Here is a 25,695-nt window from a genome sequence, read left to right on the forward strand (position 1 = left end):
GACAAAGTAATCAGCCTGCCATAGCTAGAGACCGTCCACCGCCACCACACCTGCCTCTCCCTTGCACGACTTCCTCGCGCTAACGGCCACCACGGCGCTTATTACAGCACTAAACACACCTCCGCCAACCTAACGGCCACCCACGCAGTTATTTGCGCGAAAATGGGCGCCATGCACACGAAAATGCTTAAATAAGTGCGCTCATGTCCGTTAGAATGTAAAACCCTCGATTTGGACCTCAATACCTGCGCTGGTGTCCGTTACAGCGTAAAAATGGCCCTGCCGACCGCTCAGATGGCCCGCTTAGATGGCTGCAATTAGGATGTATGGGTGTATGCAAAAAAACCAAGAGCGCAAATGCACTCCTGGTTCTTTAAAGTAACAAACTTCCGGGGCGAGGGCCGCTAACGCTCGCCAATTTCCTAAAACCCTTAATGCCCGTCCATGAACAGGTAACGCGCCACGATGAGAATCGCGAGGACCCACATCAGCCAGTGCACGTTGTATTTCTCCTTGGCTTTGCCGCTCAGGTTGGCAACGACGGCCAACACAACGTAGAACACGATACCGAACGAGATACCGTTCGCGATGTTGTACGTGAAAGGCATCAGCGTAATCGTCAGGAAAGCTGGTACCGCATGAACCATATCCGAGAAATCAATCTCTTTGACCGATTGCATCATCAGGACGCCGACCACGATCAGCGCCGCTGCTGTCGCCGAACCAGGTACAAGTGCAATCAGCGGGGAGAGGAACAACGCGAGCAAGAAACACGCGCCAGTCGTAACAGCAGTCAGACCTGTGCGGCCGCCCTGAGCGATCCCGGACGAGCTCTCCACATAGGCAGTTACGGTACTGGTACCGAGCATGGCACCGCCGCTGACGCCGATCGCATCAACGAACATCGCTTTGCCGACTTTCTTGCGGCCCTTCTCCTTGTCTTTCATGATGCCCGCACGGTTGGCCGTACCAACCAGCGTGCCGAAGGTATCGAAGAGCTCAACGAATGTAAATGTCAGGATGACGGTAATCAGACCGACCTCAATGACACCAGCGAAGTCAAAAGCCATGAAGTTCAGCTCGCTAAAGTCAGGCGCCCAGCTCTGCCCGCTCACTGCGTCGCTTACATTAACATTGCCGATCAGAATGGCAACGATTGTGGTGGCCACGATGCCGAACAAAATCGCACCTGGCACCCGCAGGACCATCATAACCGCGATAAGCAGAATCCCCAGTACAGTCAGCAGCACGCCTTGATCATGCAAGCTGCCCATATGGATAACCGATTCAAATCCCATCAGGTTCGTGAAGGTACCCGCCTGAACATCCTCCGTTGTCTCAACTGCGATGCTCAGCAAGCCACTGTTCTTGAGACCGATGATGGTAATGAACAACCCGATACCGACGGTAATTGCATGCTTGAGACTGTCCGGCACCGCGACGAGCAGCATCTGCCGCAGCTGCGTGATCGTGAGCAGGATGAAGATCAGACCCGAGATAAAGACTGCGGTGAGCGCCATCTCCGGCGTAATCGGCGTCCCTGTCGCAGCGGAAGCCAAGACGACTGAAGCAAAATACGCATTCAGGCCCATGCCCGGTGCGAGCGCAACCGGGAAGTTAACGAACAATCCCATCGCGATGGTGAAGATACCCGCCGAGAGGGCGGTGGCCAGGAAGACTGCATGCCAACTGAGTCCAGTCGGCTCGAGGATGCTCGGGTTGACGGCCAGGATGTAAGCCATCGTCATAAAGGTCGTCAAGCCCGCCATAATTTCCGTTCTGACATTTGTTCCGTTTTCCTTCAGACGAAAGAAACGTTCCATTTTCTTTGTTCCTCCCCAAAATAGGTTGTGAAGCAAGTCGAAACAACTGCCTTCCAAGCGTGTACCCGAGCCAAAGAGGCTCGCCACGCTGGAACACCGTTCGTTTCATTCTGGAGAATTCTAAGCTGTCTGACCGCCAGGGACGCTCATGACTTAGAATTAACAAAAAACCTGCAAGGAAACCTTGTCTCCAAGGCATCTCTTCCAGGTTCGCGCAAAACGGCAACAGCAAACGGCGCGAGCGGCTTCGCGCCGCCGTTCCATTGCCGATTTTCGTAGCCAGATCATTACGGTGACCTCGTAGAGACTTCCGGGCCGATTCCCGGAATTATACGAAAAATATGCTTTTTTTGTTATCCATTACTAGCGACGTCAATCCGTGTCGCTTCTGCTTGTCCAGATTCATTTTATAGACGGGTGGCTGTTTTTGTCAACTAGTGTCCAGAAATCTCCACCACAAAAACAAGCCCTACCTCCTGTCTCGGGTGAGACGGCGGTAGAGCCCTGTCCTGATAAAGGTATGAATTACTGATTTACAATTGAATCAAGAGTCGCGTGTACAGCCGGCTCGAAGCCTTCCGACGCTTCCGATGGCACCGTCTCGATCTCGAAAATATAGCCTTGGCCATCGACTTCCTTGACAATGTACTGGCTCGCCTGTTCCTCATTGACTGCGCTCAGATGAAGAACCGCATCCGTCATCGCTTGGTCACCTTCCAGCTCTTCTACATTACCAATTCCAGCGAGCTTCTCCTCGGCTTCTAGGCGCAGCTCATCGGTATTATAATCCGAAGGCAGCTTGGTAATAATCGCCTGCAGGGATTCATCGGCCGACATCGTCAGCTTGTTCTCTGCCGCATCGAAATCCAGGACGTCAAGAACATACAGAGCGTAGCCTTCTGCTGTCTCCAGCTGTGCTTCCCGCTCCTCCTCCACGCCTTCCACCGTCACAGTAAGCGTCTTGGTAGCCGGGAGTTCACTCGTGTCGCCCGAGCCTGCGCCGCCTGTAGCGTCATCTGCCAGCTCCAGCTTGGTCAATACCAGCTGCTTGAGCGAATCGTCGCCCTCAATCGGATGCTCTTCATACGTATAGGCTACGCGAGCGTCATCCTCAAGCTCATTCACGAGCTCGTCCATGCCCTCGCCCAGACGGAATGCCTCTGGCCCGTTCTCGGTCTCGATTTCAATGGAATTATTATCGATCTGTCCTTTGTAGATGCCGACCCCCTCGATTGTCGGTACCTCTTCAGGCTGATTGCCAGGATCATTCTGATTGTTTTGGTTGTTCTGGTTATCCGCTACATTGCTCCCTGGTGCGAGTGGCTGATTGGCACTGCCTCCGCAGGCCGCCAGTGATACCGCCAGCACGGCTGTGGCTGTCATCAGCACAATTCGGTTTGTTTTCTTCATGATGAACACCTCCACTAGGTTAGACGGATGAGTAAGGGAAAGGTTTCAAAAAAAAATCCGGCCCCCGCCGCAAGGCGAGAGCCGGATGTTAGCTAATTAAGCTTACAGGTTAACGATTGTTCCGTTCGCTTGGGACTCAAATGCAGCCAGAATGACGGCAAGCGATTTGCGACCTTCTTCGCCGGAGATGCTCGGTGGCGTCTTAGTGATGATCGCATTCACAAACTCGTCGATCACACCGCTGGTGGTTTGCGCTTCATTGGTCGCAATCGCGCCAACTTTGTGACGCTCGACGGAGCCGTTGCGCAGCTCGACGATGACTTGATCTTCAGGATCGGTACCGATCTTGAGGACGCCGTTCTCGCACCAGATCACCGTGCTGTTATCTTCACCCTTGTAGTACGTCCAGCTTGCCACGAGGGAGCCGATCGCACCACTCTTCATGCGCAGCACGACGTTGGCATTATCGTCGATATCAGTGTCCTTCTTGTCCAGGGTGCCGATGAAGCCTGTAACCGAAGCGACTTCATCATTGATCAACCAACGGATGAGGTCAGACTTGTGCACGCCCAGGTCGCCCATAGCGCCCAGTGCAGCCTCTTCCTTGCGGAAGAACCAGCTCTCGCGTCCATCCAGACTCCAGCCTTCTGGTCCAGGATGGCCAAAGGACGTACGGAATGTCAGCACACGGCCGAGGATACCGGAGTCCAGGATTTGCTTGGCCTTCACGTGAGGCGGCATCAAACGCTGGTTGTGGCCAACCATCAGATAAACGCCTGCTTCCTTGGCTGCAGCAATCATCTGCTCCGCTTCTTCGTCGGTCACTGCCATCGGCTTCTCAACCAGGACATGCGCGCCAGCCTTGGCAACTGCGATGGATTGCGAGGCATGCAGCGTGTTCGGCGTACATACGCTTACTGCGTCCGGCTTTTCTTCCTTCAGCATATCCTCGTAATTGTCATAAGCGTTGGCTCCGTAATGCTCGGCCATTTCCTTGGCACGATCCAGCTTAGGATCAACGAAGGCAATGAGCTCCACATTTGGATTCGCAGCGTACTCCGGGATGTGTCTACGTTGGGCGATGGCCCCGCAGCCGATAACAGCAACTCTGATCTTTTTCAATGCGATAACCCCTTTATTAAATGATGGTAGGATATCCGTCCTGCGGATAATTAGTTGTAGTTAGCCTTGAGCCACTCGCGGCTCGTGCGCACCGACGCCAGCGGCGGATTGGTACAACGGTCTTGCTCGACGATGATCCATTCGACCTTCGCCTTGCCAGCGGCTTCGATAATTGGCAGCAGGCTCAGATCGCCTTCGCCCAGTTCCACGGTGTCGATCGGCTGATCCTTCGGTCCTTCACGGAAGTCCTTAAGGTGCAGCAGCGGCAGACGGCCTGCATATTTGGCGATATAAGCCAATGGATCTTCACCAGCATATTGAACCCAACCGAGGTCCATCTCGCATTGCAGCAGGTCGGCATCAATCTGGGTGTACATAGCGTCAAACACATACTCGCCGTCGATTTTCAGATCGAATTCGAAGGCATGGTTATGGTAGCAGAGCGTCAGACCATTTTCTTTCATGGTCTGGGCGATGGAGCGCATACGGTCGAACAGCGCCTGCCATGTTTCCGTGCTCTCGCGCACCTCTTCGCCAACATAAGGGATAATGGCGTACGAAGCGCCGATTGTTTTCAAGTAAGCGATTTCACCTTGCAGATCTTTGATCAAGTTATCCAGGCTGACATGGCTTCCGATTGCCTTGAGGTTCAACTCATCCAGCACTTCACGCATGCGCTCTGCCGGTACACCAGCATAGCCTGCGAATTCTACGCCTTCATAGCCCATTTCAGCGATTTGGCGAAGTGTGCCTTCCATGTCCGCATTCGCGTCTTCACGTACGGTGTACATTTGCAAGCCGATTCCCATCTTGCTCATCGTAGCACTTCCTAACTATTGAGTTTTAAAGAGGGCTCGAAAGTCCATTGCCGGCCTTTTTGAGCTCGCACTTTGTTTGTACTAGAAACCATTATAGGAATATTGCAATCCATATACAATGTAGGATATGGTTATGACATGAACAATTCTGCTATTACTATTGCCAAGCCGGAGGTGCGAGTGCGGATGTGCGGCTACTCGTACCATGCCCAGCCTTTTTATACCGAAGAACGCCCTGGCCTGAGCACCTACCTGTTCCGCATTCAGACTGAAGGTCACGCACATGCCCTGGTAGGCGGTGAGATGTGTCCCATCGGGCCAGGCGATCTGCTGCTCTATTCTCCGGGCGAGATGTACCGTCTGCAAGTAAGCGAAGTCGAGCATCCCACGCGGGGCTCCGTTCTAATGAGCGGCGATTACTACCTGGCCTGTGACGGCAGCTGGGTCGATCAGTGGTGGAGCCGTCGTCCCCCTCAGCAATTGATCCGAATGGCCGATGATGAGAAGCTGCTGGCGCTCTGGCGGCTGCTCCTTCTGGAGAAGCGGCGTCTGGAAGCGGAGAACGAAGAACTCACCGTCAGTTTGCTAAAATCGCTATGCCTCAGCTTCGACCGACTGGCCGGCGAGACCCGCAGCACCCCTGGCAAGCCCTTCATCGCTTCGCGCATGAAGAGCTTCATCGAGGAGCACGCCACGACTGCTTTTAAGATCGAGGACCTCGCCAATCATATTGGTCTCAGTGAATCTCGGACCGCGCATTTGTTCAAGGAATGGCACGGCGTGACCGTGATTGAGTATGTGCATGAGGTACGCTTGGCCATCGCTGAGGAGCGGATCCGCTACAGCTCGCTCACGCTCGAGCATATTGCCGAGAGCTGCGGGTTTCGCAGCTACTCCTACTTTTTTCGCGTTTTCCGGCGCAAGTTCGGACTCTCCCCGGCGGACTATCGCCAGCAGGCCAAGCTGTAGGTCGCGTTTAGTTCGCCTCTACTGCGCCTCCTCCATCTTGGCTTCAAGCCTGGCAAGGTCTATAATGTGGACCATTTTGTTGCGGATCGCAATCAGGCGCTGATCCTGCAGCTCCAGCAGCACCTTGGTCGCCGTCTCGCGCACCGAGCCCACCATATCGGCAATTTGCTGATGGGTCAGCTTCACCTCAATCAGGATGCCCTCCCCGGAGGGATCGGGCTTGCCCCGCTCCGCCGCCATCCGCAGCAGACGCTTGACGATGCGCGTGCGGACATTGAGGAACGTCAAATCATAGATCTGCTGATTGGCTCGCCGCAGCCGTTCCATCGTGTAGTTCAGCATGTGCAGCGCCAGCCGGGGGTGCTTCTCCAGCAAGCCTTCAAAATCTGGCCGCCGTAGCGCCAGCAGCTTGGTCGGGGTCATTGTCTCCGCTGTTGCCGACCGTAGCAGTCCCGGCTTCATGAGCGCCATTTCCCCAAAAAAATCGCCATCCTGCAGCACGGCGAGGATCACCTTTTTCACCCCATCAAAGCTGTAGATATGGACTGAGCCGGAATAGATAAAATAGATCTCGTCGCCGACATCCTCCTCAATAAAGACGATCTCGTTCCTCTTGAGCGTTCGCATATTCATCCACGGCATGACCTGTGCCAGCACCTCCGGCTCCAATTCCCGAAAAAAAGGAATCTTCTCCCGCAGTAAATCCTGATTGACCTTCAACCGATTCACCCCCGTATATGACAAGATATTTCGACAAAAGCCTTTCCTTTTCCTTCCTGTCGTTCTTGCCAAGCACCTAAAAGCTGCGTAAAAGCCCCATCTCGCTCCTCTCGGAAACTTCCACACCAAAAATATGGATTATTATTCTAATTTATGTTAATCTGTTCTCAGCTTAGCGATAAGCAAGTTTCTGACACGAAGGGAGATGTGTTCAAATGGCAGCTACTACTATGGTGGTTTCGTCTTAGAACTGAATAGAGGCATATGCACGATAAAGGGTCCCGGAAACATCTAAAAAAATCGGGAATTGCCCGTTTTCTTTGCTATGCCATCCCAAGTAACCTTTCGTGAATAATGCTGTTAGCAGATACGATGAAGGTCGTATCTTTTTTGCGTCCTGATGCCGCGTAACAGCAGCTTCCTTCGAGGCTGCTTGTCCGCGGCTTTTTTGCGTCCACAAAATGACATGAAAAGAATATAAAATGGAGGCTAGAACCGTGAATATTAAACTTGAAACGCTGAACCATGTGTTGAGCAAACAACTGGCTACGACGATTACTCGCACTGATTACCAAACAGAGCAACTACATGGCGGGACGGTAGGACAGGTGCATCTGGTATCAGGGACCGCTGAAACCGCGAATGGGGAGAAGCTGCCTTTCCGACTCGTGCTAAAGGTCCAAAGTAAATGGGAACGTTACGGCGATCCCGATTCGTGGCGTCGGGAATATGATCTCTACCTGTCTGACTTGGGCTCGACGTTCTCGCAGAATTTTCGCTGGCCCACGTGTTATCACGCGGAGATGAATGCCGAGGAAGAGAAATTTGAGTTATGGCTGGAATACATCGAAGGTGTATCTGGTTCGGACTTGACCGGTGACATGGTTGAACAGGCCGCGCTTGAATTGGGGCGTTATCAGGGCAAGCTGTATGCGGAGCAACCCGCTGTGCTGCTGAGCCTGGGTAATCTGAGCATTCCGGATCTGATGAAAAATACGTATCTCCATTACCGGTCATGGCCTGTCGTCTACGATTACATCCGTTCGGCGGACTGCGCATTTCCACAGCATGTGCGGCAAATGCTCATTGAGCTCGACGAGCAATCGGATGCGATTCTTGCCCGTATCGAGCAGTTGCCCCTCGTGTTATGCCACCGGGACTTCTGGGTGACGAACCTGATCTATGCCGACGGGACCTTCGGCGTCATCGATTGGGACACGAGCGGCTGGGGCCGCCTAGGCGAGGATATCGCAAGCCTGATTGCGGACGAAGCCGATATTAATCACATGGTCGACTATTACCAGCGGTGCGTCCCCTCCTACTATAGAGGGTTCTCAGAGTTTGCGGACGCCCCTCCTCTATCAGACCATTGCGTCTATGAACTTATTCTGCTCATGTTCGGATATAGGCTGGTGGAATGGTATCTCCACGAGGAGGAAGATGATACGAAGGCGGAGCATCTCCAAACCCTTGAGCAAATTTATAAGATGAAGAACGATCCGACATTCACCAAATAACTACCAGGACTGTGGCCCACAAAAACACTCCCTTCTACTTGCCCAAGCAGGCACATGAAGGAGAGTGTTTTTTCATTTGCTTACACCGTAGCCAACTTAAGGAGCAGTAAAAATAATAAAGCTTGATTTATTAGTAGTAAGCTGATAAGATTCAATATATCAAATAGATATATCAAAAAGATATATTAGGAGGCGTCGCAGCATGTTGGACAATGTGATCCTCGGAATGTTATTGCAAGGAAAAATGAGTGGTTATGATTTGAAGAAGATCATCGAGCAATCCGTTGGTATCTTTTACAAAGTGAGCTATGGAAGTCTATATCCTACACTGAAGCGTATGTCTGAACAGGGGTTGATCGACGAGGAAGAAACGGGCAATACCAAGAACAAGAAGCTGTATTCCATCCGGCCAGAAGGGACCGAGTCATTTCAACGCTGGTTGAAGGAGCCGCTGCAAGCGAATAAGCGCGAGCATTTAATCAAAATTTTTTTCTACGACTATTTGGATGAGTCCACAAGGCAGCAGCAGTTAGAGGCCTACCAGCGCGGCATCCAAATGCAAATCGCCCAGATGGAAGCCGTCCAGCAGATCGTTGCCGGCGAACTGGAGCACATTGAGAATAAAGAAGACTACTACCATCGTCTCAGTGTGATGTACTATGGCATTCAATTTTTCAAGATGGAAAATGACTGGTTAGAGACCATTAGAACCCGGGGGAAACTAAATTGACAACAGAAAGCCGCTTTGCACCTAAACGTCCGTATCTTGCCATTGTTCTGTTACAGCTTGTCCTTGCCATTGGCCTGGTAGGGGCGGGCGCTTATATCACTATTTCGGGACGAACAGATCTGCAGCCCGCCTTTGTAGCTTTCATTCCCTTCACTATTATTTTGCTACTGTATTTGGCTTTGAAAACCCGCTGGCGCACCTTCTTCTTCGACGGACTGTTGAACGTGAAGGGGAAACAATGGCTGGATTACACGCCTCTGGCAGCCATTCTATTGATCGTGTGGGTGTCGGCCCAAGGTATCCAGATCGCTCCTGCCACTCAGATCGCCTATCTTGTAACTTTTGCACTATTAGTCGGATTTGTTGAAGAGGTGCTGTATCGGGGAATCATTCTGCGGCTGCTGCTGCCCAAAGGGCGTCTCCTGGCTGTCCTGGTATCCAGCGTGTTGTTTGGCGTAACACATCTGCTGAATGCTGTAGGCGGCCAGTCGCTGACCGACACCCTGGTTCAAGTCGTATACGCATTTCTGATCGGGATGGTTCTTGCTCTGCTCGTATTGAAGCACCGCGCCTTGCCCTTGGCTATCCTGTTCCACGCTGTACATAATTTCATTCAATTTGCTGCAAAGAGTCCTGCGGGAGGCACAACGGGGTACGATCTGCTCATTATGCTCATCTTGGCTTGCTCTGCGTTGTATCTATGGAAATCCGACAAAACAGCTTCGTTCCATCCATCGCCAGCGATTTAGAGCCACCTTGTCTGGCGCTTGGTCCGGGGCTGCCACTCTCCTCACCCACAGGTCCCGCACTCCATTGATCACAAAAAAACTCCGAAACCCTTAAGTACCAAGGATTTCGGAGTTGCTTTTATGCCTATTCCCACTCAATCGTAGCCAGCGGCTTCGACGTGACGTCGTAGACGATTTATAATCTTCTATGGAGATTCTGGTCGGAACCATGGAACAGGAGATCAAACTGCGTGAGGTACACATCCCTGCCGACTTCAAAGAAGAGCTGAAGACGACAACCAAACGTATCATGTCATAGCACGGACGGATTAGCATCACTACAAAAATACTACACCTTAGTAAACAAGACCCCAATACAAAAAATAAGACCCGTCTTGATAACGAGTCTTAAATGAATTATGGATTAGAGATCGTAAATACGCCGTTTTCAATGATATAATTTAGTGCATATTCAGCAGCATAGTAGTCCATGCTATAATCTGGTACATACTCCACACCTTCAATATAAAGTTCCACAACGTGAGCCAGCGAACCAAGGAACGCTACGTTGTACACATAGATATTCTGAATCCCATTAGTTTGAATTGTTTCCATATAGATCCATGCCTCATCAGCTCCATCGATATACGTTTGAGATGAGTCAGTCCAACGGTTTTCGTTCCACAGTTCGTTGCTGAGGAAGTTCTGCTCAGAGTCAAACATGAAGTCAAGTGGACTAGCCTGATGGTATTCCAGGACATAGTTCGTTACGGTGATGCGATCGCCAATATACATCATGGTCCGATAGCGATGATCTGGTCCACCATTGACGATTTGACCGCTCGGATCATAGACTACAGCTGGTGTTCCCCAGCTTGCAGGGAATCGTGTGCGGAATCCGGTAACGTCCACATGGACTTTTGTATTTCTATCTTGTGAATACGTGGTGTCCTTTGCAAACCACAAGTTATCTGCGCCTGCTTTGTTGTAGATCGCAAATACCATGGAGTCCATCATTTTGTGTTGAACCACTTTCGCGTTGAATGCTTTTGTGAACGCCATTAATGGAACCATGAGCGTATCATTCATTGTGAACGTTGAATGTGGCAGGATCACCTCACCATTACTGGTCCAAAGTCGCTTACTGCCCGGTGTGGTCTTAACGAAACGACCATCGATCGTGAATATGCTAAGCTTTGCTTTCGCATCCCATTGCACGCTACCGCCTAAAGCCAGCGTTACTGCAGCAGCTGGTATGTAGGTTGAACCATTGCGTTCAATCGGTGTCAGATTACCGCGGTTACCAGCGAAGCTCAAGAAACGACCATTCGCGATGTACGTGGATTCATTCAGCTCAACCAGCACCTGTCTCTCTTTACCGGTGATTGCTGCATGCGCCACCCCACTATCCCCCAGACCAAACGGAACAACCAAAGCCAACAACATGACGAGCACCAAACTTTTAATTATAACTTTCGACAAACTCAACGCCTCCTAAAGAAATATATTTTGATCTAACCTTAAAATTTCGTCCATCCTCGACTCGCCCCCGTCAGATTTTACTGTTAGGTCTTCAATTCCTTGACATACTTCTCAGCCTTGTAATCTTTCTTAATCTCATGAAGCACAGCAGTAGTCGCCTCATTCCATGACTCTAAAATCATTCTAGGCTCAGCTTCAATTCTATCCCTAACCGCTTTAATGTCGTCCATCCTAAAATCTTCTATCATCTTTATTAGATCGCTTCTATCCAGCAGTTTCACATGATTAATTCCTGCTAAAGTCTCGCATGGTTCTGTGAACTTCGCTGATGCAATCACAATCGCTTTTTTCGCTTTATAGTATCTCATACATGAAAACACCTCTTGCACCGCACTTATACCAACAAGATTATCAACCGCATATCTTTTAGCCTGTACTACATTTCTAATCCCTTCTCGATCAGTAAATACAAGGTCTGCTCCGAAATCCCTACTGCTCTTCGTTTTATATACCCCTTGGTAGCCTAATGCAATGAATAGTCTATAAAGATACATCTCAAAATCTAGGCCATCAGTCATTTCATCTATTTCCTTCATTCCAATCACTTTTAAATCCCTTTTGTTTAAAATTCCTTTTTTAGGCTGAACTTGATGTTGTTTGATAGACTTCTGATAAATTATCGTGATGATAATCAATACGGCGATTAGTAAAAGGACTCCTATTATAGCGATACCGCCATCTCCTCCTAACCAGTCTTAAAAGATCAATATAACATCCTATGTATGTAGTTAAATATTACTACATTTAGGCCATTTGAACCATAGGTTCACGCAGAATGTATTGAAATTTCTTTTTTATTTAACAATAAACTTCATGGAACTATGAAAAAAGCCATCTCTAAATAGAAATGGCTTGAACTAAAGACTCGTAAAAGAACACTAGCAGCCCACTTCATATTCCTGATTGAAATCAAATTGGTTCATTTTCAAAGCAGTTCTTTATGTTTATTGAAGCCAAAATTCATATTTAGTCCTCCCACTCCTATTTCAACCAACAAAAAAACTCCCTTCTATCTGCAAACAACTCAGATAAAAGAAAGTAATTTTTCACACTCTATAGTTGCACTTTAACTGGAAATCATCATGCAGCCTATGCCAGAAACCCTTATAGATCAAGGATTCCCGGCATCAAACTACATCATTTAAATCCAATCTATTCCCACTCAATCGTAGCCGGCGGCTTCGACGTAACGTCGTAGACGATCCGGTTGACGTTGTCCACTTCGTTGACGATACGGACGGAGATTTTCTCCAGCACGTCCCACGGGATACGCGCCCAGTCGGCGGTCATGCCGTCGATGGAGGTGACGGCACGGATGCCGACGGTGTACGAGTACGTACGCGCGTCGCCCATGACGCCGACACTCTTCATGTTCGGCAGCGCTGTGAAGTACTGCCAGATCTCGCGGTCGAGGCCAGCTGCAGCAATTTCTTCGCGCAGGATGGCATCGGATTCGCGGACGATCGTCAGCTTCTCCTCGGTCACTTCGCCCAGTACGCGGATCGCCAGACCCGGTCCAGGGAACGGTTGACGGTGTACGATCTCATCCGGCAGACCGCACTCTTCGCCGACCTTGCGAACCTCGTCCTTGAACAGCGCCTTCAGCGGCTCGATGAGCTTGAATTTCATGTCCTCAGGCAGACCACCAACGTTGTGGTGCGACTTGATCGTCTGCGCCGTCGCCGTACCGCTCTCGACGATATCCGTATAGAGCGTGCCTTGGGCCAAGAATGTAAAATCGTCGAATTGCGCCGATTCTTCTTCGAAGACGCGGATAAATTCGTTACCGATGTTTTTCCGTTTGATCTCGGGATCAGAGATGCCATGCAGCTTGTCCATGAAACGGTCGCGGGCATCAATTTTGACAACCTTCATATCGAACTTGCCGACAAAGGTTTCCATGACGCTATCCGCTTCGCCTTTGCGCAGCAGACCATGATCGATGAACATACAGGTCAGCTGATCGCCAATTGCTTTGTGGATCAGGATCGCTACAACCGAAGAGTCTACGCCGCCCGAGAGCGCGCACAGCACCTTGCGGTCGCCAACTTCTTCACGGATTTCACGGATCGTATCTTCAATAAAGGTCTCCATGCTCCAGTTGCCTTCGCAGCCGCAGACTTCGTACAGGAAGTTGCGGATCATGTCGTTGCCGTTCAGCGAGTGGCGAACCTCCGGATGGAACTGCACCGCGAAGAAGTTTTTCTCCGGATGGCTCATCGCGGCGATTGGCGCGCTCGGCGTGCCTGCATCGAGTTTGAAACCTTCTGGCAGTGTGACGACATGGTCGCCATGACTCATCCATACGGATTGCTTGACTTCCAGTCCTTGAATCAGCTGCGAACCTTCAACAAACTCTACCTCAGCTTTGCCGTACTCACGCTTGCCTGCCCGCTGTACCTGTCCGTTCAACTGATGCGACATCAGCTGCATGCCATAACAAATACCGAAGATCGGAATCCCCAGGTCATAGACCCCTGGATCGACCAGCGGCGAGTTCTCCTCGTACACACTTGCAGGTCCGCCGGAGAAGACGATTCCTTTGGGCTGCAGTTCCTTGATGCGTTCCACTGTCGTGTTGTATGGCAGCAATTCGCTGTACACGCCCAGATCACGAATCCGTCTTGCAATTAGCTGATTGTATTGCCCACCAAAGTCGAGGACAACAATAATTTCATTTGGCTTTTCCATTCCCGAGCCTCCCTCAATTCATAACGAATATTATATCGAATCTCGGCGAAACGAGTCAAGGTATTCCTGTGCTTGTCTGCATAGGTTCCAACGGTCAAGCCAGCGGTTTGGATCGCCACGCGACAGTCGCACAGACGAGGAGCAACAACCAGGCCATACCCGGCAAGTGCTGCTGGTACAGAACATAGCTCAGGATAGCCCACACACTAACCAGACCCATAACAAAAAACGCGCTTGTCCGAACGGGATTACGGGTTCGTTTGGCTACCCGACGAAGGATAAAACCCCCAAGTAGCCCAAAAAGCGCGAAAAGTGCTACTACACTAAATAAGAATGCCAGATAGGTTCCCAACCTCATCCCTCCCTTGACCTGAACCGTATCATCCCAGGAACTGGAAGTCAACAGCTGCGCACCTACAAACGAGAAAGCCGGCCGTCCAAGAACATCCCTGGGCCGGACGGCCGCTCCTCATTTCGCTTCGCGCCTGCCGGGCAGACTCGGTGTGCTCAGGTTCAAGATGGAACGCAGGGAGCGTCTCCCCGTCATCCCGGCTTGCAGCTCAGTGAGAACCGCGCGTAGTTCACCCGGGTCCGGATGCTGCCATGCCCCTGCACCATAACGAGCATCTTCCTCCCACCTGACCAGTGTTAGCAGACACTCGGCAACTGAGGAAGACATAGTCAGCGATCTGACATACTCCCGACCGGACACATGCATCCGACGGCCGCCATACGTGCGCGCAACCAGTGGCCACAGCTGCCTAATCACTGCAAGGAGCTTGTGCCGGGTTGGACGCCCTGCCCCACAAGCCCGTTGGTAGCTCCGAAGGGCGAGAGCCAGCACAACCTTGTTGCGCCTCTCCCAGAGCACTAGCACAGCTACAGCCAACATCATAAAGCCGATGAACCAGATGGTTGCCGCTCTCAAGGACCAGAGCTCACGAGCTTCATTCACCACCGATTGCATATGCTGACCCATCTCCAGCGAGTAGTCCGCACCGGACTGCAGTCCAAGCGCGACATGCTGGGCGGTCCACTCACCAGCTTGCTGTACTCCCTGAGTCCAACGAGTCAGAGTATCCCCATCGCTGCCCGTGAAACGTCCACTGTCCTGACCCACGCCCTGATCAGCATCCACTCCACTGCCAGTCGCTCCCACGGCTACAGTCGTTCCAACTGCCGCTGGCGGTGTCGGGTCAAATCGCACCCAGCCGCTGCCTTCAATATAGGCTTCGACCCAAGCATGTGCATCCCGTTGATCAACATCCGCACGATACCCGTAGGATATGAGCTCAGCATCGCCTGCTGAAGCTCCTGCTCCCTGCTCCAATAGCGGCTGCGCCAGCGGAGTCGTAGGCGAGGCAAAACCTTTGACCCAACGGGCTGGAATATCCAGCGTCCGCAGCATCACCGTCATTGCGCTGGCAAAATGAACACAGTATCCCGTCTGCTGATCGAACAGGAAGTGGTCTACGAAGTCCTGTCCCGCTCCCGGGACGGCCGTATCCTGCAAGGTATAGCGGTAATTCTCCTGCAAAAAACGCTCCATGGCCAACGCACGCGCATAGGCATCACTGCCAGCTGCTTCCGTAATTGTACGGGCGAGCGCCGTTGTCCGCTCCGATACGCTTGAGGGCAGCTGCAATGCATCACGGATTTGTATTTCCTGCACCGGAGACATCTCGTCCCTCCCGCGCGAATTACCGACCACCGTCCGCTCATGCGACAGCTCCGAAACTCGACTCTCCAGCTCAACTCTGCTCACTGCCACCCGCTTGCGCGCCGGAAATAAGCTATCCGTTCGCCGATCCCGCTCATAGGAGATCATACGCTCGCTGCCCGCATCGACCCGCAGCACTCTTGTGTCGATACCCACCGAGAATAGTGGCAGCCCTGCTTGGGGCTGCGGATACTCCAACCTATATCTAATGGCTGGATCAGGAGAATCGCCGAGAGCGGCAGAGTAGATGGATTCATCATTTTGCGGTTGTCCTGCCAAGGCCTGAATCATTCGCTCGCTTGCATAAGGCAAGTCCAGCGGGGACGCCAGTCTTTCTGGAGACGAGGTATGCCAGCCACTGCCGTCATAGAAGGTCTTGGCCTCGCCACGCCAGTAGGTGACCGGGGCGGTCGCATACGCTGTGAACAATAGCGACTCTCCCGAGGCGAGCGGAGCTCCTAATCGGCTATCGTCATCCCCGTAGCCTAATTGTACCGGTTGCTGTCCCGCAGTCGTCTGGGCTCCTGCCCGGTCAGACGCATGCCGGACTCCCGCCTCACGGTGCATGGTTCGCATGAGCCATGCCTCACCCTGCTCCTGCCAATGCGCCGCCCAGGGCGCAGGCTCGTCAGCTGTGGGGCGTTCAGATGCTGCCCACCAACCAGCTCCCAACAACATGGTGACCGCCAGTAGGGCAGCCCCCAGCCAGCGTAACGGCCAGCCGTTCTGACGCGGCGCTTCCTTCGTTTGCACCGCAGCAGCGACAGCATGAAAAGCCCGATTGTAGGTCAGCAGCACCGCCAGTATCCCGCCAGCAATCAGAATACGCAGCAGCGGCATTAGCGCATCGATACCGAACCACCACTCCAGGTTCAGCACAAACAGCCCCGTGGCCAGTGCTATACCCGCTCCCCAACCGCGGAGCCACATCAACGACTGGATGGCGCAAGATAGGGCCATGCAGCCGCTTAGAAGCAAGACCGTCCGCAGCTCGGGAGAGAGTATAGGTTTCCCTGCCATCAACATCCTTGCATCCTCCAGGAAGACGGTTGTCAGCCGGGGCAACCAGCTGCCTAAACCCGATCCGCCGTAATATAGCCACGGAACGGCGAGAGCCAGACCGGCGCCCAGCAGAAGGGGCAGACGTTTCCAGGACAATACCAGGGTGCCACACACCAGCGCAAAAGCCACACTATAGATAATCACATCTACACGGGTAAGATCGGTCCATGCAGAAATATACGACAGCGGCAGCAGCCATTCGCGAAGCAGCACAAAGAGCAGCAGGCTGGTTATCGCCCGGACAAGCCAAGCCGGAGGCGGCGCTTCGTCTGATACGGACGGAATTGTTTTGCCGCTTAGGCTTGCCCCGCCGGTTTGGGTTCCAGCTGTCACCCTGCGCCCTTTAAGAAATGCCAACATCTCGCCTTCCTCCTTCCTCTGATCTGCTCAGCCGTAATGTGTTATCGGTTAAGACCCACTCTCTTATTGCCCCATTCCACGCCGGATACTCCGCGCCTCTGACATCAGACTGTCCAATAGCTTGTCCATCAGCCAAGGTTACTTGCCAGATCTCTAACCTTGCCCCTCTGGCCCTGGCCTCAACTGCGAGCGACTCCCAGGAGCTGCTATGGCCAGAGATAATGAGCCATGCGCCAGCTTGGCCACCCCCCACACTAACCGGCGGCCGCTTACCCAGGGGTGAACGGATGCTCCCCTTCAACTGGGCTAACGCCTGCCGAATGGACGTGATGCCATTCAAGCTCGCTGCGCTTCCCGTCGTACGGCCCTCTACGATCAGCTCTGCACCTCCATCCTGACAGGCCTCCGCAGCTGTAAGTGCCAATTCAGCGCATGCATCCAGCAGACGCTGACCAGCAGCGGAGCGCTCTACCCCCGTATCGATGATGATTCGCAGCGGGATCGACTCCTCAGACGGGGCAATCCGGGTCAGCCAGTCTCTCCCTTTGGCTGCCGCGCGCCAGTCCAGATGGCGCAGTGGATCGCTTGTTCTGTAAGGACGTCGCTCCACACCTGCCCCGGGCTGCATATTTCGGTAGCTCGAATCAGCCGGCTCCACAGTACCGCCTGCACGCAGCAGAGGCTCTGATAGACCTTCCTTTATCGAACGCGGCGCCACCCACAGGCAAGACTCAACGGTTAGATGCCGCCGATGCTCGGTTACGCCGAACAAGTCACCTGTAGTCAGGAGTAAGCTCTGCCAGCGATAGACACCTCTTGGCAACGCATCGAGCGCGTATTTAAAACTCCATGCTCTGCGTAACCACGGCAGTACGAGCTTGCGGTGCGTTACAACGACCGGCTCCAGCCGGTTCTCCGCTATCAGCTGCTCCCGGACGGATACCCACACGACCGGCAGCGGCATACGTGTGCGCACTGTCAGCTTGACGTTCACTACATCCCCGCTGGCAATTAGCTCCCGCTCCAGCTCTCGACTGGCAGTGGTACCGCCCAACGCCACAAGCGGCAGCACTAGACCGCAGCCTATCAAACCGGTCAGCGTCATCCAGGCCAGCCATTCCCCCGCACTGCCACGTTGCAGCATAGCGGCGCTTATGCCGAGCCAGATCAACAGCAGCAGCCCAGCGCGCAGCAGCGTCTGCCCGATCGCTTTCCGACCAGCCTTACTGTCCTGTTCCTTCATCGCCGTCCCCTGCTAGGAGCCGCCACCTCAACGGGTAATGGCACCCGGTTCAGGATGCCTGACAACACCTCAGACGCCGCAACGCCACGGTACGCCGCCTCTGGGTGCAGCCGCAGTCTGTGCGCCAACACAGGCTGCGCCAGGCGCTTGATATCATCCGGGTTCACATACCCTCTGCCTTCCATATAGGCGCTCGCCTGTGCCATCCGCAGCCAATCCCTAACCGCGCGTGGACTCGCCCCCAGACGCAGGTCAGGTGCGACACGTGTCGCCCGCACGATCTCTACCATATAGGCGACCAGCGCCGGATGCGCGTGCACCTGCAGCACCTCCTGCTGCATGACTGCCCACTCCTGCGGCAGCAGGAGTGGACGCAGCGTCTCGATACGTCGATGTCCGATGCCATCAGTCAGCATGCGAATCTCGTCCTCAGCCGCAGGATACCCTACCGACAGACGGACCATGAAGCGATCCAGCTGCGCCAGCGGCAGCGGGTACGTTCCCTCCTCGGCTGCGGGGTTCTGTGTTGCAATCAGGGCAAAAGGCTCCGGCAGCCGTCTGCTCTCACCGTCCACGGTCACACTCCGCTCCTCCATCGCTTCCAGCAAGGCAGATTGCGTGCGGGGAGCCGCCCGGTTGAGCTCGTCGGCCAACACCAGATTGGCCATGATTGGCCCTTCCCGGAACACAAAGTCGCCCTTACGCCCATCCCAGATCGAGCTGCCCGTGACATCCGCCGGCATCAGATCCGGCGTAAACTGAATGCGGCTGTACGAGCCGCCGATCATCCGGGCCAGTGCCTGCGCCAGCAAGGTTTTGCCTACGCCTGGCACATCCTCCAGCAACATATGACCGCCTGCCAGCAGCGCCGTTATGGCCATGCGCACCGTTTCTTCCTTACCCAGCAATACCGAGCTCACGCGCACCTCCATACGCCGGAGCTGCCCCGCAGCCTCGTGCGGCCATGCTGCCGTCTTTCCCCCGTCGTCCGACGCGGCGTCCCTAGCATAAGACAATCTCGTCATCTGCCACCCCTCCAAATTTCACTTTTGATCACGAAGTAGTCCAGTGAAGTTCTTGGTGCTCCAAACCGAACGTTACCTTGAGCTTCTAGCATCTAGTCTGCACAGATTGAGAGATTCTTAGACTCCTCGCTGCAATAGAGTTGGCCGGCTGCTGCAATTAAGCTTGATTTTTCGTGTTCGTGGTGCGAATTTGGGGTGGAAACTATCCAACGAACTCGATTTTTCGTGTTTATTTGCTCACTTTGCCCTGGTCGCAGGCTAATAAGCTTGATTTTTCGTGTTTATTGCGCCCACTTGAGACGATGACCGCCCAATGTACTCGATTTTTCGTATTGCGGCCCTCGTCGGCCCTCGTCGACCCTCGCCACAGCTTGTGCGAATTCAGGCGCTCCTGAACGTAGGAATCAGGAGTAACAGCCACCTCCTGCCAACGCAATGCAAAAAAAAAAAAACAGCTCCCGAATGCCTCTCCCGTTAAGGGGAAGAGAAAACATTCAGGAGCTGTCTATTTATTGCTTCCTTTACAATCAAGAAATCCGGGACAGCAGCGATCGGAAGATCGATCCGTGACTGTAGGCTTTCTTGTTCAACATTCTCCAACCTTGCTACAATTCCTCGCGAACGAAGGCCAGTACTTCATCGATGTGATTCTTGATGCGCACCTTGCGCCATTCCTTCACCAGGACGCCGTCCTTGTCGATGACGAATGTGGAGCGTTCGATGCCCATGTACTCCTTGCCGTACATCTTCTTGAGCTTCCAGACGTCATACTGCTCCGCCACCTGATGGTCCTCATCGGCCAGCAGCAGGAATGGTAGCTCGTGCTTGGCAATGAATTTGTCATGGCGCGATGCCGGGTCGGTGCTGATTCCGAGAATCACGGCCCCGGCATCGGCGTAATCGGCGCTCCGGTCACGGAAGTCGCATGCCTGCGTCGTACAGGTCGGCGTCATATCCTTGGGATAAAAGTACAGCACCACGTGCTTGCCCCTATAATCCGACAGCTTGACCCGCTGTCCTCCGCTTGCCTCCAGCTCAAAATCTGGCGCTTGTTGCCCTACTGCTATTGTCATCGAAACATCCTCCTCTGGTCGTTGTCCGTCCTATCCTTTTCGCATGTACCAACATACCAAAGTTTGCCGGCCATTTCAAACGGGCTTAGCAGCTCAGAAGCCTTCACGATCCTACTAGGAGCCCGCACCACGGTACCGGCTGACGCCATGATTCCAGATCGCCAGACCGATGAACAGGAAGACCAGACCGACCACAGGGGTCAGAATCGCCATCGAGCCCTCGATGCCCGGCCGCTCCAGGAAGTACGATGCCGGATACACGCCGACAAAAGCAAACGGCAGCACCCAGGTGAGGATGAAGCGGATTGTTTTGTTGAAGATGCCGACCGGGTAGCGCCCATAGTTCTGAATATTGTACATGAGCGGCAGAATCCCTGTCGGAGAATCCGAGTAAAACGCAACAGCGGTCAATGCGATGTACAGTCCGGCATAGATCATCACCGAGCTGAGGACGAGCGCTGTCATAATGAGCAGGTCCAGCAGTTCAAACGGCATGCCTAGCTGCGACCAGGAGATTCCGACAATGATCATGCCGATGAATGAGCCGATTAGAGATGGCGGGTCCATATTTTCCAGGACAATCTGCACGAGATTATGCGCCGGCCGCGTCAGCACGCGGTCCATCTCCCCTTTGACAATATAGCGCTCACTGAAGCTCCACAGGTTGAAAAAGGTATTGAAAATCCCATACGGGATCATAAAATAGCCGTACACAAACACGACCTCTGCCTGCGACCAGCCGCCCAGCGAATCGGTATGCTGAAACACGACCAGGATGAAGATCAGATTCAGACCCTGGAAGAGCAGATCGCTCAACACTTCAATCCAAAAGTCGGCCCGGTACGTCAGGCGCGTTTTGGCGTAGTTTTTCATATATTCCCAGAACAAACCCATCACAAACATCAGCTAGCCCCCCTGTACGAACAGCCGGGTCCGCGCCGCACGCCACACTGCCAGGATCGGCACCGCGAGCAGCACACACCACAGCACTTGCAGACCAAATACCGCACCCGCTTCGGAGATTGGCGTGCGTCCCGTAAAGACGGAGCTCGGCAGATAGGTGATGGCCTGGAACGGTAGCCACTTCATAATGCCCTCCAGCCAGCCCGGGAAGAACGACATCGGGATAATCACACCGGAGAACAGGTCAACGAGCACCCTTTTCATCCGGATCAGCCCGGTATTGTTCTCCACGAAGAAAGCGAACAGACCCGTCAGCATATTAATCTGCGTATTAATGAGGAAGCTGAAAAACAGCATCACCAGGTACCACCCCCACACCGTGGGATCCGTTGGCAAGGTGACAGGGAAAATGAGACAAACGACGACCATGCCAGGCACCATGAACAGCAGCAGCCGGAATAGGCCTTCGCCCAGCCCTTGCATCAGTTTCACCATTAAGTAATTGTAAGGTCGAATGAACTGAATCGCTACGCTGCCGTCCCGGATTTCGTCCGCAATTTCCCGGTCCAGGTTATTGAAATAAAAAGCTCGCGCCATCCAGGAGACAGCGATATAGGTGGTCATCTGATTAATCGTAAAACCGCCCAGAACTTCTTGGTTGCCGTAGATGGCTTGCCACAAAAAGTAATAGGCACCGATATTAATGGCATAAATAATAATGCCGCTATAGTAGTTCACCCGATATGCGAGCATCATGAGAAAACGAATGCGAATAATATCTACGTAGGCTGGATTCATGTCGGTGTCTTCTCCGTCTGGTAGATCTCACGAACAATCTCGTCTGTATTCGTTTCAAAAATCTTAATGTCGCGAATGTCGCCTACGACAACTACGCGTGCCATCGCATCCGAGACATTGACCGCCATCGGCAGCCACAGGACAGCTGTAACCTCATTAACCAGCTTCCATTGTACACCCTCAAGTCCAGCAGTCAGTTGCTCCAGCTGAGGCAGTTTCACCTGGGTGCCGAACTGGAATTGAATCTCGCGGCCTTTGCTCCATTTAGTCTTCAGGTCCGTCAGATTACCATCGTAGATGATCCGACCGTCATCAAGCATGATGACCCGTGAGCAGAGAGCCTCAATATCCTGCAGGTCATGCGTGGTCAGCAGAATCGTTGTGCCGTGCTCCTGATTCATCTCTTTGAGAAACTCCCGAATCTCGGTTTTCACCAGAATATCGAGGCCAATTGTTGGCTCATCTAGAAACAATATCGACGGATTGTGCAGCAGCGCCGCCACCAGCTCACAACGCATGCGCTGCCCCAGACTAAGCTTGCGCACGGGACGATGCAGCAGATCAGCGAGCTTAAGACGTTCTACCAGCTCCGTGAGTCGTTTGCGGTATTCGGCTTCTGGCACCTTGTAGACCTTGCGTAGCAGCTGGAACGATTCAATGACGCCGATATCCCACCAGAGCTGGCTGCGCTGGCCGAAGACGACGCCGATGCCTTTGACGAACGCTTCCCTCTCCTTATGCGGTATGTGTCCGTTGACCCGAAGGCCGCCCGAGGTCGGAACAAGAATGCCCGTGAGCATCTTAATCGTTGTCGATTTGCCTGCTCCATTCTCACCAATGTAACCACAGATTTCGCCCTGCGGAATCTGAAAGCTGATTTCCTTAACGGCGGTGACGTCGGTATACTCCCGTTTGAACAGATCTTTCATTGCGCCAGCCAGACCTTCGCGGTTCTTCTGGACGCGGAATTGTTTTTTGAGCCGATCTACATCGATCGCTATGTTGGCAGACACGGTTTTCCGCTGGCCCCTTTCACTCGACATTTCCCGGGAAATTGTGAGAGTTCTTTAACCCCATTCGAAAAAACTTGATAAAACACTATCCGACAATCTATAATTTAATGATATGTAATCATACATGATTTCTGTCCAGCCGTAAATAACCTGTCCATGCGCTCAGAGCGATTACGCTGGGAGTTTACGGGGTAGATAGAAATAAGACCCCGGTGCCTGCATGCAACCTCATCAGTGGCTACCTCGTCTCATATGTATGAGGCACCTTTTTTCTCCACAAACCATCAAATCCGATTATGTTCTCAATTTTCTGTCGAAGGGATGAATAGAAGCGAATGGACAGCAGAGTAAAGAAAAAGAGAAGACCTTGGAAATACGCCTTGTACGGCTTGCTCGTTGCTGTCGGCATCGTAGGTGCGTACGCGGCATACCAAGCGTTCGGTGTATATACTGCGCTTGATGGATTCCAAAAAGATCAAACCGAGTCCCGATTCGAGCATATTCCCGTCGAGCCGGTGAACCTCCCACCCAAATGGGAAGGAAAGGAACGCGTCAACATTCTGATGCTTGGCGGCGATGCCCGCGACTCCGACGTGAACGGAATTGCGCGTAGTGACTCATTGCTGGTTGTTTCCGTTGATCCTCAGACTAAAAAAGCACATTTGTTCTCGATTCTCAGAGACACCTACGTAGATATCCCTGGCCATGGCAAAGGACGCATTAATACCGCCATTACTTCCGGCGGACCAAACCTGGCGATGGAGACGGCAGGCAATCTGCTTGGCCTCGACATTCAGTATTATGTGTACGCCGAGTTCGAAGGATTCAAATCGTTGATCGACGCGATGGGCGGCATTGAATTCGAAGTCGAGAAGAACATGCGTTACACAGACAATGCTGACGGCAACCGTTACGACATCGACCTGAAAAAAGGTCTGCAGGTGCTCGACGGTGACAAGGCATTGCAGTATGTTCGTTTCCGCCACGATGCCATGTCTGACTTCACTCGTACTGAGCGGCAGCGTAACTTCATGAAGGCCGTTGCTGACGAGATGCAATCGACCTGGAATCTGATTCGGATGAAAGAGATTCTGGAGAGCGTTCAGCCTTTCATTGAAACCAACCTGACCGTCAACGACATGCTGAAGCTGGGGCAACTCGGCCTGGGTATTCATATGGCTGGTTCCGCACAGGTACCGCCAATGGATCTGATTCGTGAAGAACGTGTGGGGTCCGCATCGGTCCTGATGCCTCGTAGTGAAGAGCGTGTTCAGAGCTATGTAGAAGAGGTCTTGGCTGGAGATGACACCATCGTACCAACCGACGAAGAAACCGATACAACCGATGCCCGCGGCGGCTCAGTCAAAGCCGAAACCGAAGGTGCCGATATCGGCGAATAGGATAACTGCAAGCCCGTTCCCTTTGGTGGGGAGCGGGCTTGCTCGCGCTGGTGGCGGTCAGGGCACTTGTGCGCCTGTATGCGTGCTGACAGTTGGGATGCTGGTGCGCCTGTTTGTATGCAAGTCGGCACTCCAACTCGCTTCTCTGTAACATGCGACTGTCCATGCTGGCAGTCTTTTGTTACGATAGGTGTATTGTGAACTTGGGCAGCAAGCAAAATTACGGCATGAATTACTCGGCTGCGCTCTACGTTTTATGGCCCGGACTTTACCCAGAATCTCGTCGCGTGGACTAATTGCCGAGGGATGGCTAGCTGTCAGCTAATACGAAGGATTAACTGTTAATTGCATTTGGATCAGCTCGCTGCTAGGCCTTCCGCCGAATTAACTCCCGTTCGGTATTTGGATCGGCTCGCTGTCGTGTCTTATACTGCATTAACTGCGTTTTGGCAGTTGAATCGGCACACTGGTGCAACTTACATCGAATTAACTGCCATTCAGCATTTGGATCGGCTCGCTGCCGGACATTACAACTAATTAACTGCTTTTCGGCAGTTGGACAAGCACACTGGCGGGTCTTACATCGTATTAACTGCGTTTTGGCATTTGCTCCTATGCGAACAAGTGCCTCAACACTCGAAATCAAGTAACCTATTTATCTTTCTCTACAGCTAGTGCATCACATCGCTAATCCAAGTAACATTTGTTACTTAATTACAGCCGTGACGCCTCATTTCGATGATATACAGTAGTTTGTGTACCATGATTTGGAGTCTATCCAAAGCATAAAAAAGAAGGGTATTCTCGGGAGTGACGAAACCACCAAGAAAGGACCCTTCTCGATGACTACTATAACCCAAAGCACACTGAATGAGCTAGTTGAAAATCTTGTTACTGACTTCGTGAAAAACACGCTGGAGACCATCATGCGAGCAGAGATCCAATCGCATCTGGAGGAGAATCAAGACGGACCGCACAACAGTCGAAATGGTTACTACAAACGAACGCTCCATACGAAATTCGGCCAC

General features: G+C 52.7%; 21 protein-coding genes and 1 riboswitch. Of the genes, 6 read left to right on the forward strand and 15 right to left on the reverse strand.

Translation table 11 applies throughout. The annotated features are described in order from the left end of the window. Positions 1-431: 431 nt before the first annotated feature. The 4 genes from F556_RS0121755 to F556_RS0121770 form a co-directional block, all read right to left on the reverse strand. Positions 432-1,823 carry an NCS2 family permease gene (locus F556_RS0121755; RefSeq protein WP_020619118.1) on the reverse strand — a complete coding sequence of 464 codons (1,392 nt, stop codon included), beginning with the start codon at positions 1,821-1,823 and terminating at the stop codon, positions 432-434. A gap of 256 nt (positions 1,824-2,079) precedes the next feature. Further along, positions 2,080-2,179: riboswitch (purine riboswitch) on the reverse strand. 169 nt (positions 2,180-2,348) lie between these two features. Next, positions 2,349-3,233: a hypothetical protein gene (locus tag F556_RS0121760; protein ID WP_020619119.1), complete on the reverse strand. Its 885-nt coding sequence runs from the start codon at positions 3,231-3,233 to the stop codon at positions 2,349-2,351. 102 nt (positions 3,234-3,335) lie between these two features. Beyond that, positions 3,336-4,355 (reverse strand): Gfo/Idh/MocA family protein, encoded by a 1,020-nt coding sequence (locus tag F556_RS0121765; RefSeq protein ID WP_020619120.1) that lies wholly within the window; start codon positions 4,353-4,355, stop codon positions 3,336-3,338. A gap of 50 nt (positions 4,356-4,405) precedes the next feature. Then, positions 4,406-5,173, reverse strand: a complete 768-nt coding sequence (locus F556_RS0121770) for a sugar phosphate isomerase/epimerase family protein (RefSeq protein ID WP_020619121.1) — start codon at positions 5,171-5,173, stop codon at positions 4,406-4,408. A 138-nt stretch (positions 5,174-5,311) separates the two neighbouring features. Here F556_RS0121770 and F556_RS0121775 point away from each other — a divergent pair, with 138 nt between their 5' ends. Next, positions 5,312-6,142: a helix-turn-helix domain-containing protein gene (locus tag F556_RS0121775; protein ID WP_020619122.1), complete on the forward strand. Its 831-nt coding sequence runs from the start codon at positions 5,312-5,314 to the stop codon at positions 6,140-6,142. A gap of 18 nt (positions 6,143-6,160) precedes the next feature. Here the strand turns inward: F556_RS0121775 and F556_RS0121780 are convergent, their stop codons facing one another. Further along, positions 6,161-6,886, reverse strand: a complete 726-nt coding sequence (locus tag F556_RS0121780) for a Crp/Fnr family transcriptional regulator (RefSeq protein WP_245583112.1) — start codon at positions 6,884-6,886, stop codon at positions 6,161-6,163. Between the two features lie 473 nt (positions 6,887-7,359). Here F556_RS0121780 and F556_RS0121785 point away from each other — a divergent pair, with 473 nt between their 5' ends. The 3 genes from F556_RS0121785 to F556_RS0121795 all read left to right on the forward strand — a co-directional run bounded on the left by F556_RS0121785 (position 7,360) and on the right by F556_RS0121795 (position 9,858). Further along, positions 7,360-8,379, forward strand: a complete 1,020-nt coding sequence (locus F556_RS0121785) for an aminoglycoside phosphotransferase family protein (protein WP_020619124.1) — start codon at positions 7,360-7,362, stop codon at positions 8,377-8,379. Between the two features lie 202 nt (positions 8,380-8,581). Further along, positions 8,582-9,109: a PadR family transcriptional regulator gene (locus tag F556_RS0121790; protein ID WP_020619125.1), complete on the forward strand. Its 528-nt coding sequence runs from the start codon at positions 8,582-8,584 to the stop codon at positions 9,107-9,109. Then, positions 9,106-9,858 (forward strand): CPBP family intramembrane glutamic endopeptidase, encoded by a 753-nt coding sequence (locus F556_RS0121795; protein WP_020619126.1) that lies wholly within the window; start codon positions 9,106-9,108, stop codon positions 9,856-9,858. The genes F556_RS0121790 and F556_RS0121795 overlap by 4 nt, the downstream gene beginning before the upstream one ends. 396 nt (positions 9,859-10,254) lie before the next feature. Here F556_RS0121795 and F556_RS0121805 read toward each other — a convergent pair whose 3' ends face one another. The 10 genes from F556_RS0121805 to F556_RS0121855 all read right to left on the reverse strand — a co-directional run bounded on the left by F556_RS0121805 (position 10,255) and on the right by F556_RS0121855 (position 23,297). Further along, the gene (locus tag F556_RS0121805) at positions 10,255-11,319 is read right to left on the reverse strand and encodes a stalk domain-containing protein (protein WP_020619128.1); all 1,065 of its coding nucleotides are present in this window, start codon (positions 11,317-11,319) and stop codon (positions 10,255-10,257) included. A gap of 83 nt (positions 11,320-11,402) precedes the next feature. Next, a complete protein-coding gene (locus tag F556_RS0121810) occupies positions 11,403-12,014 on the reverse strand; it encodes a restriction endonuclease (RefSeq protein ID WP_020619129.1) in 612 nt (203 codons plus the stop codon). Between the two features lie 517 nt (positions 12,015-12,531). Next, a complete protein-coding gene (gene guaA / locus F556_RS0121815; RefSeq protein WP_020619130.1) occupies positions 12,532-14,070 on the reverse strand; it encodes a glutamine-hydrolyzing GMP synthase in 1,539 nt (512 codons plus the stop codon). A 469-nt stretch (positions 14,071-14,539) separates the two neighbouring features. Then, a complete protein-coding gene (locus tag F556_RS0121825) occupies positions 14,540-17,212 on the reverse strand; it encodes a transglutaminase-like domain-containing protein (RefSeq protein ID WP_020619132.1) in 2,673 nt (890 codons plus the stop codon). Next, positions 17,196-18,455: a DUF58 domain-containing protein gene (locus tag F556_RS0121830; protein ID WP_020619133.1), complete on the reverse strand. Its 1,260-nt coding sequence runs from the start codon at positions 18,453-18,455 to the stop codon at positions 17,196-17,198. Before F556_RS0121830 ends, F556_RS0121825 begins: the two co-directional genes overlap by 17 nt. Beyond that, complete coding sequence (locus F556_RS0121835; RefSeq protein WP_020619134.1) at positions 18,452-19,480, reverse strand: AAA family ATPase; 1,029 nt, start codon at positions 19,478-19,480, stop codon at positions 18,452-18,454. Before F556_RS0121835 ends, F556_RS0121830 begins: the two co-directional genes overlap by 4 nt. Positions 19,481-20,085: 605 nt before the next feature. Continuing rightward, positions 20,086-20,553 carry a thioredoxin-dependent thiol peroxidase gene (gene bcp, locus F556_RS0121840; RefSeq protein WP_020619135.1) on the reverse strand — a complete coding sequence of 156 codons (468 nt, stop codon included), beginning with the start codon at positions 20,551-20,553 and terminating at the stop codon, positions 20,086-20,088. 114 nt (positions 20,554-20,667) lie between these two features. Further along, positions 20,668-21,456 (reverse strand): ABC transporter permease, encoded by a 789-nt coding sequence (locus tag F556_RS0121845; RefSeq protein WP_020619136.1) that lies wholly within the window; start codon positions 21,454-21,456, stop codon positions 20,668-20,670. Between the two features lie 3 nt (positions 21,457-21,459). Next, positions 21,460-22,254 carry an ABC transporter permease gene (locus F556_RS0121850; protein ID WP_020619137.1) on the reverse strand — a complete coding sequence of 265 codons (795 nt, stop codon included), beginning with the start codon at positions 22,252-22,254 and terminating at the stop codon, positions 21,460-21,462. Next, entirely contained in the window at positions 22,251-23,297 is a 1,047-nt protein-coding gene (locus F556_RS0121855) for an ABC transporter ATP-binding protein (RefSeq protein ID WP_051108768.1), read from the reverse strand. The genes F556_RS0121850 and F556_RS0121855 overlap by 4 nt, the downstream gene beginning before the upstream one ends. Before the next feature lie 305 nt (positions 23,298-23,602). Here F556_RS0121855 and F556_RS0121860 point away from each other — a divergent pair, with 305 nt between their 5' ends. Together F556_RS0121860 and F556_RS38000 are read left to right on the forward strand one after the other, a co-directional pair. Beyond that, positions 23,603-24,667: an LCP family protein gene (locus F556_RS0121860; RefSeq protein WP_026297435.1), complete on the forward strand. Its 1,065-nt coding sequence runs from the start codon at positions 23,603-23,605 to the stop codon at positions 24,665-24,667. A gap of 842 nt (positions 24,668-25,509) precedes the next feature. Next, positions 25,510-25,695 (forward strand): transposase (locus tag F556_RS38000; RefSeq protein WP_211222627.1); only part of this gene is annotated, 186 nt, incomplete at its 3' end.

The organism is Paenibacillus daejeonensis DSM 15491, from assembly GCF_000378385.1.
GTDB lineage: Bacteria > Bacillota > Bacilli > Paenibacillales > Paenibacillaceae > Paenibacillus_D > Paenibacillus_D daejeonensis.

Excerpts from the sequence above, each read along its gene's own strand:
- F556_RS0121755 (WP_020619118.1), bottom strand. The coding sequence starts at position 1,823 with ATGGAACGTTTCTTTCGTCTGAAGGAAAACGGAACAAATGTCAGAACG.
- F556_RS0121760 (WP_020619119.1), bottom strand. The coding sequence starts at position 3,233 with ATGAAGAAAACAAACCGAATTGTGCTGATGACAGCCACAGCCGTGCTG.
- F556_RS0121770 (WP_020619121.1), bottom strand. The coding sequence starts at position 5,173 with ATGAGCAAGATGGGAATCGGCTTGCAAATGTACACCGTACGTGAAGAC.
- F556_RS0121775 (WP_020619122.1), top strand. The coding sequence starts at position 5,312 with ATGAACAATTCTGCTATTACTATTGCCAAGCCGGAGGTGCGAGTGCGG.
- F556_RS0121790 (WP_020619125.1), top strand. The coding sequence starts at position 8,582 with ATGTTGGACAATGTGATCCTCGGAATGTTATTGCAAGGAAAAATGAGT.
- guaA (WP_020619130.1), bottom strand. The coding sequence starts at position 14,070 with ATGGAAAAGCCAAATGAAATTATTGTTGTCCTCGACTTTGGTGGGCAA.
- F556_RS0121825 (WP_020619132.1), bottom strand. The coding sequence starts at position 17,212 with ATGTTGGCATTTCTTAAAGGGCGCAGGGTGACAGCTGGAACCCAAACC.
- F556_RS0121830 (WP_020619133.1), bottom strand. The coding sequence starts at position 18,455 with ATGAAGGAACAGGACAGTAAGGCTGGTCGGAAAGCGATCGGGCAGACG.
- F556_RS0121835 (WP_020619134.1), bottom strand. The coding sequence starts at position 19,480 with ATGACGAGATTGTCTTATGCTAGGGACGCCGCGTCGGACGACGGGGGA.
- bcp (WP_020619135.1), bottom strand. The coding sequence starts at position 20,553 with ATGACAATAGCAGTAGGGCAACAAGCGCCAGATTTTGAGCTGGAGGCA.
- F556_RS0121845 (WP_020619136.1), bottom strand. The coding sequence starts at position 21,456 with ATGTTTGTGATGGGTTTGTTCTGGGAATATATGAAAAACTACGCCAAA.
- F556_RS0121850 (WP_020619137.1), bottom strand. The coding sequence starts at position 22,254 with ATGAATCCAGCCTACGTAGATATTATTCGCATTCGTTTTCTCATGATG.
- F556_RS0121855 (WP_051108768.1), bottom strand. The coding sequence starts at position 23,297 with ATGTCGAGTGAAAGGGGCCAGCGGAAAACCGTGTCTGCCAACATAGCG.
- F556_RS0121860 (WP_026297435.1), top strand. The coding sequence starts at position 23,603 with ATGGACAGCAGAGTAAAGAAAAAGAGAAGACCTTGGAAATACGCCTTG.